The sequence below is a fragment of the Syntrophomonas palmitatica JCM 14374 genome, assembly GCF_001311885.1.
GTDB classification, from domain to species: Bacteria; Bacillota; Syntrophomonadia; order Syntrophomonadales; family Syntrophomonadaceae; genus Syntrophomonas_A; species Syntrophomonas_A palmitatica.
On sequence record NZ_BBCE01000009.1, the window covers coordinates 12,556 to 29,530 of the forward strand.

Annotated in this window: 18 protein-coding genes and 2 pseudogenes; 1 reads left to right on the top strand and 19 read right to left on the bottom strand. The window is 45.8% G+C overall.

Annotated elements, in window-relative coordinates; all coding sequences use genetic code 11:
* Nucleotides 1-9 precede the first annotated feature (9 nt).
* The 14 genes and pseudogenes from JCM14374_RS06320 to JCM14374_RS13755 form a co-directional block, all read right to left on the bottom strand.
* A complete protein-coding gene (locus tag JCM14374_RS06320; RefSeq protein ID WP_157048999.1) occupies nt 10-753 on the bottom strand; it encodes a class I SAM-dependent methyltransferase in 744 nt (247 codons plus the stop codon).
* On the bottom strand, nt 696-1,202 hold the full coding sequence (locus JCM14374_RS06325; RefSeq protein ID WP_054694965.1) for a glycosyltransferase: 507 nt from the start codon (nt 1,200-1,202) through the stop codon (nt 696-698). Before JCM14374_RS06325 ends, JCM14374_RS06320 begins: the two co-directional genes overlap by 58 nt.
* On the bottom strand, nt 1,166-1,861 hold the full coding sequence (locus JCM14374_RS06330; protein WP_054694968.1) for a hypothetical protein: 696 nt from the start codon (nt 1,859-1,861) through the stop codon (nt 1,166-1,168). The genes JCM14374_RS06325 and JCM14374_RS06330 overlap by 37 nt, the downstream gene beginning before the upstream one ends.
* Nucleotides 1,858-2,619 carry a hypothetical protein gene (locus JCM14374_RS06335; RefSeq protein WP_054694971.1) on the bottom strand — a complete coding sequence of 254 codons (762 nt, stop codon included), beginning with the start codon at nt 2,617-2,619 and terminating at the stop codon, nt 1,858-1,860. The genes JCM14374_RS06330 and JCM14374_RS06335 overlap by 4 nt, the downstream gene beginning before the upstream one ends.
* 9 nt (nt 2,620-2,628) lie before the next feature.
* On the bottom strand, nt 2,629-3,579 hold the full coding sequence (locus JCM14374_RS14545; RefSeq protein ID WP_242848862.1) for an ABC transporter ATP-binding protein: 951 nt from the start codon (nt 3,577-3,579) through the stop codon (nt 2,629-2,631).
* 74 nt (nt 3,580-3,653) lie between these two features.
* A complete protein-coding gene (locus JCM14374_RS14550; protein ID WP_242848863.1) occupies nt 3,654-3,908 on the bottom strand; it encodes an ATP-binding cassette domain-containing protein in 255 nt (84 codons plus the stop codon).
* Between the two features lie 12 nt (nt 3,909-3,920).
* Nucleotides 3,921-4,658, bottom strand: coding sequence for an ABC transporter permease (locus JCM14374_RS06345; RefSeq protein ID WP_083453910.1), 738 nt, complete (start codon nt 4,656-4,658; stop codon nt 3,921-3,923).
* A 57-nt stretch (nt 4,659-4,715) separates the two neighbouring features.
* A complete protein-coding gene (locus tag JCM14374_RS06350; RefSeq protein ID WP_172674172.1) occupies nt 4,716-5,630 on the bottom strand; it encodes a GDP-mannose 4,6-dehydratase in 915 nt (304 codons plus the stop codon).
* Nucleotides 5,599-6,611 (bottom strand): annotated as a pseudogene (gene gmd, locus JCM14374_RS06355) (GDP-mannose 4,6-dehydratase). Before gmd ends, JCM14374_RS06350 begins: the two are co-directional and overlap by 32 nt.
* Nucleotides 6,612-6,818: 207 nt before the next feature.
* Entirely contained in the window at nt 6,819-7,892 is a 1,074-nt protein-coding gene (locus JCM14374_RS06360) for a mannose-1-phosphate guanylyltransferase (protein WP_054694976.1), read from the bottom strand.
* Between the two features lie 51 nt (nt 7,893-7,943).
* Nucleotides 7,944-9,455: an O-antigen ligase family protein gene (locus JCM14374_RS06365; RefSeq protein ID WP_054694978.1), complete on the bottom strand. Its 1,512-nt coding sequence runs from the start codon at nt 9,453-9,455 to the stop codon at nt 7,944-7,946.
* A complete protein-coding gene (locus tag JCM14374_RS06370; protein WP_054694980.1) occupies nt 9,425-10,390 on the bottom strand; it encodes a hypothetical protein in 966 nt (321 codons plus the stop codon). Before JCM14374_RS06370 ends, JCM14374_RS06365 begins: the two co-directional genes overlap by 31 nt.
* 722 nt (nt 10,391-11,112) lie before the next feature.
* Nucleotides 11,113-12,900 (bottom strand): N-acetylmuramoyl-L-alanine amidase, encoded by a 1,788-nt coding sequence (locus JCM14374_RS06375; RefSeq protein ID WP_054694983.1) that lies wholly within the window; start codon nt 12,898-12,900, stop codon nt 11,113-11,115.
* Nucleotides 12,890-13,117, bottom strand: coding sequence for an SH3 domain-containing protein (locus JCM14374_RS13755; protein ID WP_054694986.1), 228 nt, complete (start codon nt 13,115-13,117; stop codon nt 12,890-12,892). The genes JCM14374_RS06375 and JCM14374_RS13755 overlap by 11 nt, the downstream gene beginning before the upstream one ends.
* A 16-nt stretch (nt 13,118-13,133) precedes the next feature.
* Here JCM14374_RS13755 and JCM14374_RS13460 point away from each other — a divergent pair, with 16 nt between their 5' ends.
* Nucleotides 13,134-13,388, top strand: a complete 255-nt coding sequence (locus JCM14374_RS13460; RefSeq protein WP_157049002.1) for a hypothetical protein — start codon at nt 13,134-13,136, stop codon at nt 13,386-13,388.
* Here JCM14374_RS13460 and JCM14374_RS15720 read toward each other — a convergent pair.
* The 5 genes and pseudogenes from JCM14374_RS15720 to JCM14374_RS06405 form a co-directional block, all read right to left on the bottom strand.
* A pseudogene (locus JCM14374_RS15720) lies at nt 13,331-13,516 on the bottom strand (SH3 domain-containing protein); the annotation flags it as partial. The gene JCM14374_RS13460 and the pseudogene JCM14374_RS15720 overlap by 58 nt on opposite strands.
* Entirely contained in the window at nt 13,477-13,710 is a 234-nt protein-coding gene (locus JCM14374_RS06390; RefSeq protein ID WP_054694990.1) for an SH3 domain-containing protein, read from the bottom strand. The pseudogene JCM14374_RS15720 and the gene JCM14374_RS06390, both read right to left, overlap by 40 nt.
* Nucleotides 13,711-13,902: 192 nt before the next feature.
* Nucleotides 13,903-14,268 (bottom strand): GxxExxY protein, encoded by a 366-nt coding sequence (locus JCM14374_RS06395; protein ID WP_054694993.1) that lies wholly within the window; start codon nt 14,266-14,268, stop codon nt 13,903-13,905.
* Between the two features lie 246 nt (nt 14,269-14,514).
* Entirely contained in the window at nt 14,515-15,627 is a 1,113-nt protein-coding gene (locus JCM14374_RS06400) for an LCP family protein (protein ID WP_054694995.1), read from the bottom strand.
* Between the two features lie 226 nt (nt 15,628-15,853).
* The gene (locus JCM14374_RS06405; RefSeq protein ID WP_054694998.1) at nt 15,854-16,951 is read right to left on the bottom strand and encodes a glycosyltransferase family 4 protein; all 1,098 of its coding nucleotides are present in this window, start codon (nt 16,949-16,951) and stop codon (nt 15,854-15,856) included.
* Nucleotides 16,952-16,975 lie beyond the last annotated feature (24 nt).

The window sequence follows — 16,975 nt, forward strand, 5'->3', positions numbered from 1 at the left end:
TGATACTCTTTATTGCTGATGACGTTTTTCAGCTACTGCCACCCAGGACATAGGCAAGTTAAAATCAAACTCTAAAAATTCCTTGAAGCAATATTGGCCCACTCCAAATAATTTATTAAGTTTAAAGCTATTCATTTCAAGTTCTTGCTCCAGGCTCTCCGCTGTCCAGAACACATCATATATATTAAAATTTTCCCAGCCTAATTTATTCCTTAGCTTTATTTCTGTATATTTGTTGGGTACGTCAAAAATAAAAATTCCCCTGTCATCCAGTAATTCATTTATACGTCTATAAATCTGCTGACGGTCAAGATACTCAAAATGCCTGATAAATCTGAACGTTGTAATTACATCAAATCGCTTGTTTAAATGGTCCAGATTCAGTTCAAGAAAGTCTCCTTTTATAACCACTATATTCTGGTCATTATCTTTAAAACGGTCAAGCAGAACCTTTAACATATTCGTTGAGTTTTCCAGCAAAGTTATATTGCCGTATTTACATAATATTTCTGAAATGCGTCCTTCCCCCGCAGCAATATCTAGAAGTTCCATCGGTTTTTTACAACCGGCTTTTTTATCTCCTAAAACTATGTCCAGTACTTGCTTTTCCATCATATTACATATATTCATGGGGAAGTCTTCAAAACGTTTTTCCCGGTAGGATTCGGCTTCAGCCTGGCTCAAGTAGTATTTCTTTAATGATTGCCGTCCTTTAACCAGGTTTTGTCGTTTGAAAGCACTGCTTGCCTCCACCCGGTTAGAGTAATCACCTGACTGGGATCGGATAGTAAGGACTTATATTCAGCAATATATTTGCCAATTATTTTCTTCTGATCGAGAATATCCGCCAAAATCTGGTCTCTTGTAGAGCAGATCCTATCTACATAATACTGATAATTACCACATACCTTGTTGATGGCCTCCGCAAAATACTGTGCATCAGCTTTTGCTACGGCCCCGATTCCATATTTGTTCACAATAGATGCAATACCGACCTTTTCGGTTACTACCAGGGGCTTTCTATAATATACAGCCTCCCAAAAAGAATGTGGACAGGCATGATTACGCCCCTCTTCCCCAAAAGGCAGAAGATAAACATCTATCTCTTTAAAAAATTTGTCCATATCAATAAAACCATAACTGATTTGGACCCTCTCATCTAAAATTAGAACATCCGGAGGCTCAGTGATTCCTCCCGCCAAGGTATTTTTAAATTAAAATTCGTTTTATCCTGCCTTAATAGATCAACTATTAAATTTAAACCCCTGGCCGAAAAACTGTCCTCATGAAAAGGACTGGATGCAAATCCTAAATTTAGCGGCATTGTAGATTCATATTGGTTTGCCTTTGGTACTTCTTTTAAATAAAATGAACTATCCAGTAGAGGTAAGGTCTGTGAAACATTCCTGATTCCGGCCTTTTTTAATACCTCCTGGGCATGTTCAGAATAACAGAAAAAATGGCATTCATTATATTCCGATATGTGCAGTATATCCTCCAAATCATTTTCATTAATTCCTTCCAGGGGATTGTTGTCAACACAGTTAACAATTACCTTACAGGGTAATTTAGTTCTTCCTTTAAGAATTATAGCCAATAAAAACGGCGTTGCCTCAATAATATGTATAACATCCAGTGCCAATTTATCAATCAATTCGTTAAGTCTTTCGAAACTCGTCAAAAAGATACCTTTACCCATATCAATGCCAACTGGATTTATCTCGTCTTCCACTGAAACCACGAATATTTCATCATGAGGTCTCTCTTGGTTCAATAATCCATAAAGAATACGCGCTTCTTTACGCAGGGCATCAATGTGTCCCCATCTGGTCAAGTAGGTTGTTAATACTGCTAGTCTCATGCGTGATACTCCCTGAGGGTAATTCTTTCGTTTAATTGATGAGCAAAATCAATAAACTCTTGATCCCCAAATAATTTGATCAGTTCAACTGCCAGGGCCATAGACAGTTCCGGGTTTTTCTCTGCGAAAAAGAACATCACTGTCTTACATATTTCTATAAACGCGCTTTGTGAAACTGTTAGTCGTGTGTTTATATTAGATACTTGGATATTTATATCATTAAAACTATTTAAAATAGTGTCATTGAGGTTGTGTTGGCTTTCTATTTGCTTGTCTATTTCGTTAATATTCGACTTAAGTAAATCAATATCACTTTGGATATCATTTTGCTGGTTTAGTTCGATCACCTGTCTATTTAAATCCAGGTTTTGCTGCATCAATAAATGAATCATATCTCCCATCAAGTTTATTGACCGGGTAACACTCCCGTTAAATTCACGCTGCTGGTCCCATGGAGGGTTTATATACCAGCGCAGCAACTTGCGGGCCACCTTTTTCCCAAATACAATAATCTTCCCTATATACTTGCGATGGGACGTAATTAGCCATTCATTATTAATATTCCATTTGAGATTATTCTGACGGATTTCCATATCCATTTGATTAAGCTTGGCTTCCATATGGTTTGAATTCTCCGGGACAAAAGTCTGTTGTCGTTCTTGTTCTGGAGACAAATCATTATTCAACTTGATAACGGTCATTGCCTGTTTAATACGATCCATTACTTCTTCCACCGTAAGCTTGCCTGGTTCCTGCATATGTACCTCCTACTGCACCTGCCACTGAATATGCGGCCGAACAATTCCTATTTCATTGGAGCCTGATACGATGCGGAAAGCATAAAGCCGATGATGATAATCGAAAGATACCCCATCTTTATTATGAATGGCGACGTTAACTACGTATTCCCCGTCGGTTAAATATAGATTTGACATGGATATCCTTACCTTTCCCGTTCTCCCCTTGTCCATAAGAGGAAAAAACAACTGAGCTAATTCAGTATTCGTACCGTAGCATCTCGTTCCGTCCCGCAGAAAAATACCGAGGCCGAAAACTACATCTTGAAGGGAGTCTTTGAGCTGATATGAATATTGTATAATAACTTCTTCTCCATAATTAAAAGAAGTCTTAATCTCATTTAAACTATTTCTAATAGTAACATCGTATATTTCAGCCTGGCCAGTTCCCCATCTGCTAGGAGTTACGCCGACGCCGGTTCTCCCTCCGATATCCTGAGTTACGATGTCTCTGGAGGGATCGGGGTCGGGAGGGAAATAATGCGATTGCTCCGGAGCACTTTTTATCTGCGGATCAGCGGAAGCGAGCATTTGATTTCGATACTGGTCAATAACAAAATCGCATTCTCCGTTTATTTTTATAATTCCATCATGTAGCCATACGACTTGATCACAGATTTTTTTAATTTCGCCCAGGCTATGGGATACAATAACCATAGTGCAACCCTTTTGCTTAATGTCCTGCATATATGAAAAGCACTTTTTCTGAAAGCTCTCATCCCCTACCGATAAGATTTCATCAATGAGCAAGATATCGGGATCCACATTTACGGCTACCGCAAAGGCCAGTCTCATGTACATTCCCGAAGAATAGGTCCTTACCGGACTGGTGATAAAGTCACCCAGTTCGGAGAATTCGATAATGTCGTCCAATTTTCTCTCAATTTCTTTGCGAGTCATACCGAATATGGCCGCATTCATATATATGTTCTCCAAACCTGTGAAGTCAGGATGAAACCCGGCTCCCAGTTCAAGCAGGCTGGATACCTTGCCGTTTATTCTGATGCTGCCACGGTCGGGTAGATGATGCGAGACATCAGTTTTAACAGAGTACTCTTACCTGAACCGTTTTGCCCTATAAGACCTATGGTTTGTCCCGGCTTCACCTTTAAATCCACCCCTTTAAGAGCCCACAGGTCTTCGTAACGGTTGCGGTTACGGAATAGCAGGGTTTCCTTCAGGGTATAGCTGCGGTCATGGTAAATACGGTATTTTTTCCATATGTCTTTTACTTCTATCGCATAATCCACAGTTGATTCTCCTTATACTGCTTCAGCAAAACCTCGTTCCAATCTCTTAAAAATAAAATAGCCAAATATCAATACTAGTATTGAAATAGCAGCTAGATTTAGCAATAATACGAAATTAGGGAAGATGCCACGATACAATATATCCCGGTAAGCCAGTATAAAGGCGGTGAAGGGGTTATAGAAAAACATTTCCAGGTATTTTACGGGTACCATGTCCAGCGGGTATACGATAGGAGTTAGATAAAACCAGGCCATGATTATAATTCCCCACAGGTGTTCAATGTCTCGAAAGTATACATTCAAGGCTGAAAGTAAATAAACAAACCCCAGGGTAAATATGTATTGTATTAACATAATCAACGGCAGGGCTATCAGACTCATTGTTAATGGTATCTTAAATAATATTAAGGCCACAAATGCCACCAGAAAGCTCAAGGCCAGATTGATCAAACCAGCTGTAGTATTGGCCAGGGGAAGTATATCACGGGGAAAATATATCTTTTTTATTAAATTGCCGTAGTTTAAAATCAGACCTGTGCCTGCCTGGGTGCAGTTAGCGAAAAACAGCCAGGGAAGCAGGGCAACAAATAGAAACATGGGGTATTTGTCCACATTCATGCGTAAAACGGTGGAGAAAATAGCCGAAAAAACCACCAGCTGCAGCAGCGGATTTACAAATGTCCATAAAAAACCCAGTACGGATCCCTTGTATCTGGTACGCAGGTCCCGCTTGACCAGGTTTCTGAACATCTCCCGGTAGTTGTGCAGTTCTTTGAATAGCTGTATTGTACTCAGTATTTATCGCCTCTATTTCTTTCTCCAGTATTCGAGAGTATCTTTTAATGTCTTTTCTAATGGGATCTCTGGCCGCCAGTTCGTATCAGCGCGCAGCCGGGATATATCCCCATACAAAACAGGGACGTCCACCGGGCGGAACTTGTCCGGGTCAATTTCGACCTTAATTTTTACCGGGCTAAGATATAATAAATAGTCTAAAATTTCCTGAATTGCTATAGCCCGGCCTGAACCAACGTTATATATAACACCAGGGGTTCCTTCTTCCATAATACTCCAGTAAGCCCTTGCCACATCGCGGACATCGGAAAAATCACGGCGGGCCGCCAAGTTGCCCACCCGTATAACCGGTTCCTGCTGTTCGGCTTCTATGGCTGCAATCTGGGATGCGAAATCCGGTACCACAAAGCCCCTGCCCTGTCCAGGTCCGGTGTGATTAAATGCTCTAGCCAGGTAGATATCCATCTTATAGTTGTTAAAATACTGCAACCCTATCATGCTTTGAAAAAACTTGCTTAACGAATAAGGGTTTTTAGGGTCAGGCCTTCTTGATTCATTTATAGGGAGCTCGTCCTGGCTTACCGGGCCATATTCCTCCCCTGAGCCCACCAGCAAAACCCGGCAAGCTTTGTTTATTTTCCGCAGTGCTTCCAGGAGGTTTATACTCCCCTCCAGGTTGACCCGCATGGTCTCCGCTGGTTCCTGCCAGGACCTGCCTACTGAACTCTGGGCTGCCAGGTGATATATGCTTTCAGGCCGGCATTCTTCCAGGAGGTCCAGAATCTGATCTATCCGGTTGATATCGGCATGTCTCAAAATTACCCCGGGTGAAAGATTGCCTTCTTGTGAAGGAAGCCCGGTTCCCCATACCTCCAAACCCTGTTTTAGGAGAAATTCAGCCAGATATGGTCCTGAAAACCCGGTCACTCCCGTGATCAACACCCTTGATCTCATCATGCACCAACCTCAAATCTGCTTCCATCATCATATACACCAGTTCCTCGAAACTCACTTCCGGCTGCCATCCCAACACGGTTTTAGCTTTTTCAGGATTCCCCATCAATACCTCCACCTCGCAGGTCGGAGGAAACGCGGGTCAATTATTACGTAATCCTGGTAGTTCAAGCCGACATATCTAAAAGCAAGGTCTACAAACTCCCTTACCGTATGAGTCTCTCCGGTGGCAACGACATAGTCATCAGGGACAGGCTGCTGCAGCATTAGCCACATGGCCCTCACATAATCCCCGGCAAAACCCCAGTCCCGTTTGGCATCCATATTGCCAAGACGCAGTTCATTGGCCTGCTTATATTTAATTCGAGCTACGGTATGGCTTATTTTGCGGGTAACAAATTCCAGCCCCCGCCGAGGAGATTCATGGTTAAACAGTATCCCGCTGCAGTTAAACATATGGTAGCTTTCTCTATAATTGATAGTTATCCAATGGCCATAAAGCTTGGCTACTCCATAAGGACTGCGGGGATAAAAGGGGGTTTTTTCGCTTTGCGGCATTTCCTGTATTTTGCCAAACATTTCTGAGGTAGATGCCTGGTAAAAGCGAGCGGATGGTTTAACCAGACGAATGGCTTCCAACAAGTTGGTTACCCCCAGGCCATCTATCTCGGTGGTGAGTATCGGCTGTTCCCATGAGGTCTGAACAAATGACTGCGCCGCCAGGTTATATACTTCATCAGGCCTGGACTTCTCGACCGCATGAATAAGTGATGTCAAATCAGTCATGTCAGCATAGATGAACTCAATATCATTCTTTAAATGTTCGCTGCATCCATAATTCATCTGGCTGCTGCGCCTTCTTATGCCATATACCTTGTAACCTTTGTTTAACAACAATTCAGCCAGATAGGAGCCATCCTGGCCGGTTATACCGGTAATAAGGGCGGTTTTCATCGTGTTCCTCCTCGTATGTAAAATATAAATGCAATTTTCGCAGAAAGATTACTTCGCTGGCTCGCGATTTTCACGGGTTTTAACCCGCCATGCTAAACGAAAAGTGTTAGATCATTATTCATTTAAGCAACGATAACCGGAGAAGATTTCCGCGTCGCTGCGCTCCTCGCAAGAACAAATACATAGTATTCATAGCAATACTGGTAGTTATAAATAATGTACCTGTTGTTTCTGTTTCAACTGTTGGAGAATCTTCCTAACATCCTGGGCTCTGTCTTTCGGGCAGATTAGGGTGGCATCCTCGGTATCTACCACTATAAGGTCTTTAACCCCCAGTACAGCTACCAGTCGTCTATCCCCTGCTTCAATAATGCAGTCCTGGCAATCGACAGCCGTAACATTACCTCGAATTATGTTATTATCGTTTGACGAAGCTATTCGTTCCAGACTGGTCCAGCTTCCCACATCATCCCAACCAAAGTTTCCAGGAATAACCAGTGCCTTTTCCGCCTTTTCCATAATGCCATAATCTATCGAAATGGGATTAAGCTTTGGATATTCCCTGCGCAAGGTTTCGTTAAATTCGGAGCTTCCGGCAATAAGCTGTAAAACTTCCAGCATCTCCGGCAGGTGGGATTGCATTTCCCTTAATATTGCTGACACTTGAAAAATGAACATGCCGCTGTTCCAATAGTAACTGCCTGTGGATATGTAATGGCGAGCGGTGTCTAAATCGGGTTTTTCTACAAACCTGTCCACCTGGTACACCGGGTATTTTAGATTAATGTTTAACGGGGTTCCGGCCTTAATATAACCATAACCTGTCTCAGGTCCTGACGGGGAAATGCCTAAAGTAACCAGGGGGCTGCCGGGAGAGCTGGCGCCTTTAATGGCGGCTTCAAGAACCTCCAGGAATTCTTGTTCATTTAATATTAAATGGTCGGAAGGAAGAACCAACATGATAGCCTCATGGCCGTAACGACCTGCCAGAAGGGCAGCGGCCAGACCTACACATGGAGCAGTATTTCTTCCCACAGGTTCAAGGATAATATTATCTTCAGGCAGATCAGGCAGCTGGGAAGTTACCAATCCTGCATATTCTTCAGCCGTAACTATATGTATATCATTTAGGGACACCATTTTCTCCATACGTCTAACTGTTTGCTGCAGCATAGATTGTTCTCCCACCAGCCTTAGAAACTGCTTGGGTAGATTCTGTCTGCTTTTGGGCCAGAACCTTTCTCCTTTACCTCCCGCCATTATTACAGGAACAATTTTCATAAACTATCCTCCAAACAGATTCCCTAATTTGGTGCCAGGTTTAATTTCTACCTAATCTAATGGTTTAAGGCTTATAAGCTGGCTATATAAATTTGCCGCCTGAGCATCATTAATATTCTGAATAGCCGTATTGCCTTCAGCCTGTCTGCCGTTTTTATATACGCCGGCAAAGTACCAGGCTTTAATTGCATTTATTTCAGGAGCCAGGTCGCCCGGATTATCTATGATTTTCTGGAGATAACCTTCTGCCTGTTGGTATTTCCCCAGTAAATAACTGGCCTTCCCTAACTCAAAATAGGAACGGGAACTGAACTCCAGCGGGCGGCCCTGCCAATAGGGGGCTTGTAGCCGAGCGGGGTTGAGCTTTTTCTTTTGGGTGTCCATTATCGCGGCCTTGTTAAGGGCGTTTTGCAGGTACGTTTTAGCTTTTTGTTTATCTCCTTTTTGCATGCTGTTATCTGCAGCCATAGCGGACAACATTACCACGTTATCATAGGCGTTGGCATCGAGCGGATTAGCCTCTAATAGGTAATTTGCATTATGCATCATCAATTCATAATCCTGCAGCATCATAGCCGAATTTATCATGCTGCCTCTAACCCTGATGTTATATGGAGCCAGTTTTTCGGTTTTATGAATGGCTTCCCGGGCGGAGTTTCTTAATTCCGCAGCCCTGGAATCATTGGCCCTGGCTAGGGGAAGGAAGCGCAGAGCACAGGCCTGGGCAACGGTAGCAGGATAGAGGGCATTATTGTTGTCAAGCTTTTCAGCCTGCTCAGCCATTTCCTGAATTCGCTTTAATTCTTTCTCCTTTTCCAGCCCATCCTTCATTTGGGCTGCTGTCTGCATCGACTTGTCACAGGCTAAAAACAGGTTATAGGCTATAGTGTTTCTGGCTCCCATAATCATTAAAAGTGCTGTAAGTACTATCCCGGCTGTAAAAAGCAGCCAGGGGGCAGAGGCTGCTTTGGGTTGAAAAATGCTGTCAATTACCGCCCCGGAATTCGCCAAGGCCAATAAACTCCACAGCAATACATCCATAGCACCAAGGGAAAGGTCAAAATCGAAAAAGGCGTGTACACCTATCAAGATAGCCGCACAGGCCACACCCCAATTCAATATCCATTTTCCGGTTTGTTCTTCGATATTATTTTTATTATCTAATACGAAAAATCTTTTGGCCCGCCAGCCGGTTATGAATAAAAGCCCCGCCCACATGGCCAGGAAAGACATTAACCCTATTATTCCGGTTTCAATAGCAACCTGTACAAAATGATTGTGGGTTTCAGTGGTCCAGAAGAGGTAGTCCTGGTATCGGTGATATAAAGCGTTCCAGGCCCCGGCTCCGGCCCCGTTGAGCATATTATCCTTAAATATTTGCAGTCCCCAATCGGTCTGCATGTGGCGGGTTGCATAGCTGAAACTCGTTGTCGATGGAATCATGTTCATTTCAGTAATGGTATGTTTGACTTTGACAGCCAGCGATTGATCCTTATGGGGGATAGCGGCAATGGCTATAAGGAGCAGCAATATTACTGCAATAACCGCAGAGGTTTTTTCCATCCCCAGCGTTGACTGGCAAGGGTGGTAAGTTCCCGTCCCAGTTCTCCGACTGCCACAATAATTAGACCAATTAACAACCAGAGCATGGCTGAAGAGGCCTGTCCCCCTGTAACCGCAGGAATGAATTTTAATGCAGTAATGGCGGCGGCCAGTCCGGAAATAAAAAGAAAATAGATGGCTTTAAGCCGCTTCAATCCAGGAACCCCGGCTACAAATACCAACAGGAATACTAATAAGACCAGCCAAACTCCTTTGGACATGGTGCCGATGATAACCAGGAGCATAAGATATGCTGCTAGAGAATATATGGGTTTTAATATTCTGTTCCGGGTGTAGATTCCCAGACTGGCAGCCAGCAGGGTAATAGCGGCCAGGTATGCGCCGCAGGCATTTCTATATTGCAGAGTAGACATTATAACTTTACCGTCAAAGGCCGAGGGGTATTTGTAGATACCGGCGGCTGACAGAATTCCAATTATGGCTACCCCCACTCCAGCGGCTACGATAATGTTTAACAGCCAGGTATATGAACGGTAGCTTTTAATGACCTGGGATACTATCCAAAATACCATAAACCAGTTTAAGGCCTTTAAAAAGCCGTAGAAGGCTTCACCTGGGTGTACGGCTCCAATTAAAGATAAAAGATAGGCCAGGGCGAAGGCAAGAACCGCCCAGTCCAGGGGGGTGCGCAAAAAGGTGTAATCCTGGCGGTAGATCTTTTCGATGCAGACCAGCAGGAACACTATGGCAGTAACTATGTGGTATATGAATATGTCTTCGCTGAAAAACAGGCCGCGGAAAAAAGGGGGATAGAAGACCAGGACGGCGGCCAGGATAAAGACGAATATGGAAAAATAGCCCGTTAATTTGCTGTTCGGGGCTGCAGGTTGTTCGGGTTCTAATTTTTTCTTTTTGACATTGTTTTTCTTAGTCATTTTAAATCCTTATAATTAGCCGCTGGTCAAGACGAATAATTTTTTATGATAAGTGACATAAGAACGCGGGCATTCACTTCGTTCAAGCAACGTCCCCATATCACTTATCATTTAAAGATTGCCGCGTCGCTGCGCTCCTCGCAACAACAGGTACGCGGGTTTTCGGGAGCAGAAACGCTTCGCTGCGGGATACTCGAACCGTCCCTATGTCACTTCACACAGATTTTCCACAGATTCTTTTTTTGTCATTGCGAGCGATAGCGAAGCAATCTATCCCTGCTATACCACTTTAGATTGCCGCGTCGCTGCGCTCCTCGCAACGACAGGTACGCGGGTTTCCGGAACGCGATTTTACTTATCCGTGACAATATGGCTGTCCCGGATGGCAGTTCTTTATTGTGTTTATTGCGAACGCAGCGAAACAACCTTGTCCTGTTGTCATAGCAGGAACAGGTTTACTTCACTGCAGCACGCTCGAACCGTCCCTTGTCCCACTTGTTCTAAATTTGGCACAATCCTACTTATTATTCTACAAGTTATCCATATTGTCCTGCTTTTTCTTGTACGCTTTTGCTGGTAATTGTTGCTTGCCCTGGCGGGTTATTCAAAAGTGACAGGGGGACGGTTCCATCGTCTTTCCTCCGGCCTTCGCTTCGCTGCGGGACGCTCGAACCGTCCCCTGTCACTTACGTTATCAAGTACATCAACTGTGACTTTTCGCCTTATTTCTTCATATACTTTAAAATGCCTTCGGCGATGGCCTGGGCGCAGAGGTTCTGATAATAGGTCTGGCGGATGAGCTGGTTTTCGTCCTGGTTGCTGATAAACATGCATTCCACCAGGACCGAGGGCATAATGGTGCCGCGCAGGACCGCGAAATTCGCGGTTTTTACGCCTTTATCCGGGCGGCCCACGATGCGGGTCATGCTTTCTTGTATACAGGTTGCCAAGGCTTTTCTCTCGTCCAGCATCATAAAGAGGTCCGGGTTGTCGGCCGGAGCGTAATAATAGGTTTCAGTGCCCTGCGTATCGGACTTGGTGCTGGAGTTGTTATGAATAGAAACGAACAGAGCCGGGTTCAGGCGGTTGGCGATCTGGCAGCGTTCGTCCAGGCTGACCGTGCTGTCGTCACTGTGGGTATATGCGACCTCTACCCCGCGCTCTTTGAGGATTTCCCCCACCTTCAGGGCTATGGGGAGATTTAGCTCCTTTTCTTTTAATTCAAATTTCAAGGCCCCGACTTCATTCCCGCCGTGACCAGGATCGAGCACCACCAGGTTGTCATTGCGTTTTCTGACGGCCGATGAGTTTATCATCATTACGTTCAGGGTGCTGCCGGTTCCGCTGGCGCCGGTGGCATATTTGCCCATATCAACTGTATTAATGATTATGGTAGTGGATAAATCACCGGTAGCTGTATCCGCAACCTCCACCGATTTTATCAAGCTGCTGTTATATTCATATTTACGGTCTGCTTTGCCGGCCAGCACATGGTTCAATTTTATAATTATGGCGTTTCCGTCCTGCTGGTGGGTATATTTAACCGGGTAGGCGGTATTTATGAGCAAGCGTTCACCGTTTCCTGAGAAACTGGTCCGTTGAATATCGAGAATGAAATTGGGAATGGTTAATACCTCGCGGTTTCCGCCTTCCTCGCTGGAGGTTTTATATACGGTGCCGGAAGGGAATTCGATTTCCACCACCGCCTTATCGTCTTTGTCGCGGCCTCTGACCTTTAAAAGGCTGCCGCCCAGTTCCTCTTCAAAATAGTTCAGCCCTTCGACTTTGCGGCCGCTGAACTCATAGGTGACTTTATCATCGTCTTCGTCTAAATCTCCTCTTAACGGGGCGCCGGATTCTATACAGACCCTGATGCCGCTTTCGTCTTTGACCCGGGATAGATGTATGACATCCTTGGCTATAGGCGCGGGTCCTATAGATGTCGCGCTGTCACCGGGATTCGCGTCATTTAAACCGGATTGGTTTTCTTGCCAGGCTACTTTTACCAGCCAGCCCGCTATCCAGCCGGTGGCAGCTCCGCGGCTGACCTGATACCAGCCGTCTTTTTCCTGCAGTACGGGCAGTTTTTCGCCCGCGCCGGCCTGGTCAACTTTATCCGCGGCAGCGGAAGGCTGCGTGCGCATATTGGCGGCTGCCGTGGTAGTTACGCTGGCGGCTTTCAGATTATTGGCCGGGGGAGAAGTAATGCTAATAGTGCGGCTGCTGGCTTCCCAATCCACTTTGCCACCGAAGGCTTCTGCGATAAAGCGCAGGGGAACCATGGTGCGGTCCTTTATTATTTTGGCGGGAACGTCGAGTTTTTTAACTTCCCCGTTTACAGTGGGACTGGCGGAACCGATGGTTAAAACGATAGTGGTCCCTGCCCGGTGCGCGTAAACGGTCTGATTGGCCCCATCCCAGCCCACCGCCGAGCCCATGGCTTCAAATATGGCCCGCAATGGCACCAGGGTGCGGTCTTTTTCGATAACCGGCGGCACATCAAATGACAAGGTTTTCCCCGTCCAGGTTTACCACCGGGGCGGAAGTTGAATTTGATGACGCGTTCGCAGCTTTGTCAGGGGCGGCGGCTGGAGCGCTGTTGGAAGCCGCCGTGGTTTCTTTTACCAGCCAGGAAGCTATATAGCCGGTCTGGCCGCTGGACAGCTTTACTTTGTACCAGTCGCCTTCTTTGGATACAACCTGGCAGATGGTTCCGCTGTCCAGCATGGTTATAGAATCATAGGTGCTGCCCGGACCGCTGCGCAGTTTGAGCGGGCCGGAGATGACCTGGACGCTCTTGGTTGAAGAACCGGCTGCCGGGGCCGGGGGCGGAGTGGTAGTTGTAGAAGCCGGAGTGGCCGCTGCAGCTGCTTTCTCTGTAAAATCCTGTCTTATGTATGCTTCCTTCCCGGAGGCGGTCTTGACTTTATACCAGTCTCCCTGGATATCGAGAAGGAAGAGGGTATCTCCCTGGTCTGCTTTGCCAACGGCATCATAAGCAGTGCCGGGGCCGGAGCGCAGGTTGACCTGGTTTTCTTTTACCCGGAGAGTTACGTCTTGTTTTGCGGTGGTTATGTATTGGGCGGCTACCCAGCCTTCAGGCTGCCGAACTGTATATGCTGCCAGCCGGCCTGGGTCTCGATGATAGTGACACCGGTCCCTTTGGTAAGGGTGTTTATAATGTTATAGGTAAGGCCCGGGCCGCTCCTGACGTTTACCCCGTCCTGAGTGACGGTGCCGCTGCCGGCCTCGGCGGGTGCAATATGTACCGCCAGGACCAGGGCTAGAACACATAGCGCAGTTATTATGTACTTTTTCATGATAATCTCCTTTGAAAGTTATTCACCACAGATGGACACAGATTTGAGCCACAGATTTTCACAGATGATTTCTTACATCTTAAATAAATTTAGTTACTTCCCTTAAATTAGTACCTTTTTATAATATTATCTGTGTTCATCAGTGTTAAATCCGTGTGTATCTGTGGTAATTCGGCCTCTGACACAGATGTTTTATACTATAATTCTTCTTACATTTACTCTAGTTCCGAAATTTATAAGCAAGCCTAATTTTATTCCAGTGGCTTTGAGATAATTAATTAACTGGGATTCATGAGCTTTATCAATGGCGGCTGCTACTTTGATTTCAATAATTAACATCTCGTCTACTAATAAATCCGTATAATACTCGCCGACTGGGATTTCTTCATAATATACTGTTATGGCTTTTTGTTTTTCTGTTAGAAAACCTTCTCGTTCTAGTTCAATTTTTAAAGCATTTTCATATACTTTTTCAAGAAAACCTGCACCTAATGTGTTATGTACCTTATAAGCACAAGCAATAATTTTCTTTGTCATATCTTCGTGTAGGTATTCCATAAAAACCTCCCACAAGAGATATTCACCACAGATGGATACGGATTTGAGCCACAGATTTTCACAGATGTTTTTTAACCATCGTTTTTATTAAATTGTCAGCATATTATATTAGTGCCATTCTATGTCAAAATTGATTTTCTTTCTTAACCCGAATAAACTTAGCTGCTTCCCTATAAATTAGCACCTTTTATAATACTATCTGTGTTCATCAGTCTTAAATCTGTGTGTATCTGTGGTTAATCGTTCCTAAATATATCCCTCCGGGCCGGTGGGGCTGGGCGGGGTTTGGGGAACCGCCGGGGCCGGGTTGTTTATTAAGTTGTGGCCGGGGCTGGGAAGATTGGCCCGCTCGTATTTTCTGCCGGCATTGACAATCCCTGAATCTGGTTCATGGGTCTCTGTACCCTCGCTGTCATCAGGACCGGGATTGGATTCGGTTTTAACGCCTTCTACAACGGCTATGGTGCGCCCGGCAAACATATTATCCAGAAGTCCTTTGGCCTTGCCATTGTCGGCTACCCAGAAGCTGTTGGCAAGATTGCCCCACTGGTCGCGCACGTCATAAAAGCTGCCCGGCAGGGTTTGCGCTATTACCGAATCGCTCTCAAAACCGGGAGCCCAGCTGGCCAGTCGCAGCGCATCACTGATTTTCATATCCGTGTCTACGTAGTTGTTCAATTCTCTGACCAGTTTGGGCAGACGGGGGATAGTCTTAGCCTGCAGCACCTCGGCTGCCAGCGCTTTTATAAAGGTCTGCTGCATAGCGGTGCGATCAATATCGCCCTGAATATAACCGCGATATCGCACAAAGGCGAGCGCGCCCCTGCCGTCCAGTTTCTGCCGGCCGGGTTTAAGGTCTATGTCTTCTGAGGGCTTATACATACGGCAGGGTACATTTATATTGACCCCGCCCAGGGTGTCAACGATTTTCTTAAAGCCCTTGAAGTCCATCTCGATATAATAATCAATAGTAGTATCCAGCAGGGATTCCACCATTCTTTTCGTATACCTGGGACCGCCGTAATAGTTGGCCGCGCAGATCTTATCCTCAGACGCGCCTATTTTTACCCGGGTGTCGCGGGGAATGGAAATCAGGGCGACTTTATTCAGACCAGGATCGATTGAGACCAGGATGATGGTGTCAGAACGTGAATGTTTCTCACCGGAACGAGCATCGACCCCCAAAAGAAGAATGTTGGTGCGCTCGCCTTCGATAGCCGCCTTCTCCTCTTCTTCGCTGGAAGCAGGGGAAGCGGTAAAGTGATTAAAGAGTGCGGCCAGGCCGGAACCTACGCCGAAGAATATGCCAAAGGCCAGGCCGAGCAGGATCATATTTCTTATAAATGGCTTCTTAAGCATAGGAACCTCCAGTGTTATTTATCACAGATATACACAGATGGGTCACTTATTAACACGGATTATTTTCTATATCTATGAGAAGTGACATGAGGACGCGGGCATTCACTTCGTTCAAGCAACGTCCCCATGTCACTTCTTCGACAGCTGCACTCATATGGACGTTTTAGATTGCCGCATCGCTCGCGCTCCTCGCAACCAAGTAATGGGAGTCCTCACTCCTCACGCTTCACATATGAAGTTTATCTGTGTTCATCAGGGTTAAATCTGTGTCAAGCTGTGTTCTGTTGCTACTCTTTTCGCCGGTCATCAGACCGATGCGGTCCGCTCCTGCGATAACCAGCAAGAGAAGCAGGATCAGGGCCAGGTTGGCCTTGGGATTATTTATCAGGGTCAGCACTACTGCTACCAGGTTAAACAGGGCGCTGATGGCATATATAACCAGGACGCTGGTGCGGTGGCTCATGCCCAGGGCCAGCAAACGGTGGTGCAGGTGATCCTTATCCGGCAGAAAAATCGGGTTTTTATTATATACGCGCCTTACTATGGCAAAACAGGTGTCGAAAATGGGAATGCCCAGTATGACCACCGGCATCAGCAATGATATCAGGGCGGCGCTTTTGGCGGTGCCCATAATCGCCAGGCAGGCCAAAACGAAGCCCAGGAAGTTAGAGCCAGAGTCTCCCATGAAGCTGCGGGCGGGATTAAAATTATACGGCAAGAAACCCAGGATGGAGGCTGCCAGTATGAAAGCCGCAACGGCCAGAAGGGGTTGCCCTTTAATAATGGCGATGATTCCCATCGTAACAGCCGCTAAAACCGATACGCCGGCTGCCAGGCCGTCCAGACCGTCAATGAGGTTTATGGCGTTGGTAATGCCTACGATCCACAGGAAGGTAACCGGTATGGCGAAATAACCCAGCTGCAGGAATCCATCAAAGGGATTGGCGACAAAATGCACTACCAGACCGCCATAAATGGCGATAGCGGCCGCGATTATCTGTCCGCTAAGTTTGACCAGGGGCGACAACTGGAATATATCATCCAGCAAACCTACGGCAAATATGAGAGCCGCCCCGTACAGCATACCGGCAAAGGAGCTGCCGTATTTACCGGAAATATGCATACAGACAATCATGGTAATCATAAAGGCCAGGAATATGGCCGTGCCGCCCATACGCGGCATGGTGCGCGAATGCACCTTGCGCTGGTCGGGACTGTCCACCGCCCCCAGTCTAAAGGCTAGTTTAATCACCCGGGGCATGGAGAAATAGGCTATGACAAAAGCCGACAACAGCAGAAGCAGCAATATATACCAGGGCAGCAAACGAAACCCCCCACAACTCTAAAT

Bases quoted from the DNA above. Each gene is read 5' to 3' on its own strand.
- JCM14374_RS06330 (WP_054694968.1), bottom strand. From the start codon at position 1,861: ATGAGACTAGCAGTATTAACAACCTACTTGACCAGATGGGGACACATT.
- JCM14374_RS06335 (WP_054694971.1), bottom strand. From the start codon at position 2,619: ATGCAGGAACCAGGCAAGCTTACGGTGGAAGAAGTAATGGATCGTATT.
- JCM14374_RS14545 (WP_242848862.1), bottom strand. From the start codon at position 3,579: ATGAATGCGGCCATATTCGGTATGACTCGCAAAGAAATTGAGAGAAAA.
- JCM14374_RS06345 (WP_083453910.1), bottom strand. From the start codon at position 4,658: ATGTTCAGAAACCTGGTCAAGCGGGACCTGCGTACCAGATACAAGGGA.
- JCM14374_RS06360 (WP_054694976.1), bottom strand. From the start codon at position 7,892: ATGAAAATTGTTCCTGTAATAATGGCGGGAGGTAAAGGAGAAAGGTTC.
- JCM14374_RS06365 (WP_054694978.1), bottom strand. From the start codon at position 9,455: ATGGAAAAAACCTCTGCGGTTATTGCAGTAATATTGCTGCTCCTTATA.
- JCM14374_RS06370 (WP_054694980.1), bottom strand. From the start codon at position 10,390: ATGACTAAGAAAAACAATGTCAAAAAGAAAAAATTAGAACCCGAACAA.
- JCM14374_RS13755 (WP_054694986.1), bottom strand. From the start codon at position 13,117: ATGCTGGACAGCGGAACCATCTGCCAGGTTGTATCCAAAGAAGGCGAC.
- JCM14374_RS06390 (WP_054694990.1), bottom strand. From the start codon at position 13,710: ATGAAAAAGTACATAATAACTGCGCTATGTGTTCTAGCCCTGGTCCTG.
- JCM14374_RS06395 (WP_054694993.1), bottom strand. From the start codon at position 14,268: ATGGAATACCTACACGAAGATATGACAAAGAAAATTATTGCTTGTGCT.
- JCM14374_RS06400 (WP_054694995.1), bottom strand. From the start codon at position 15,627: ATGCTTAAGAAGCCATTTATAAGAAATATGATCCTGCTCGGCCTGGCC.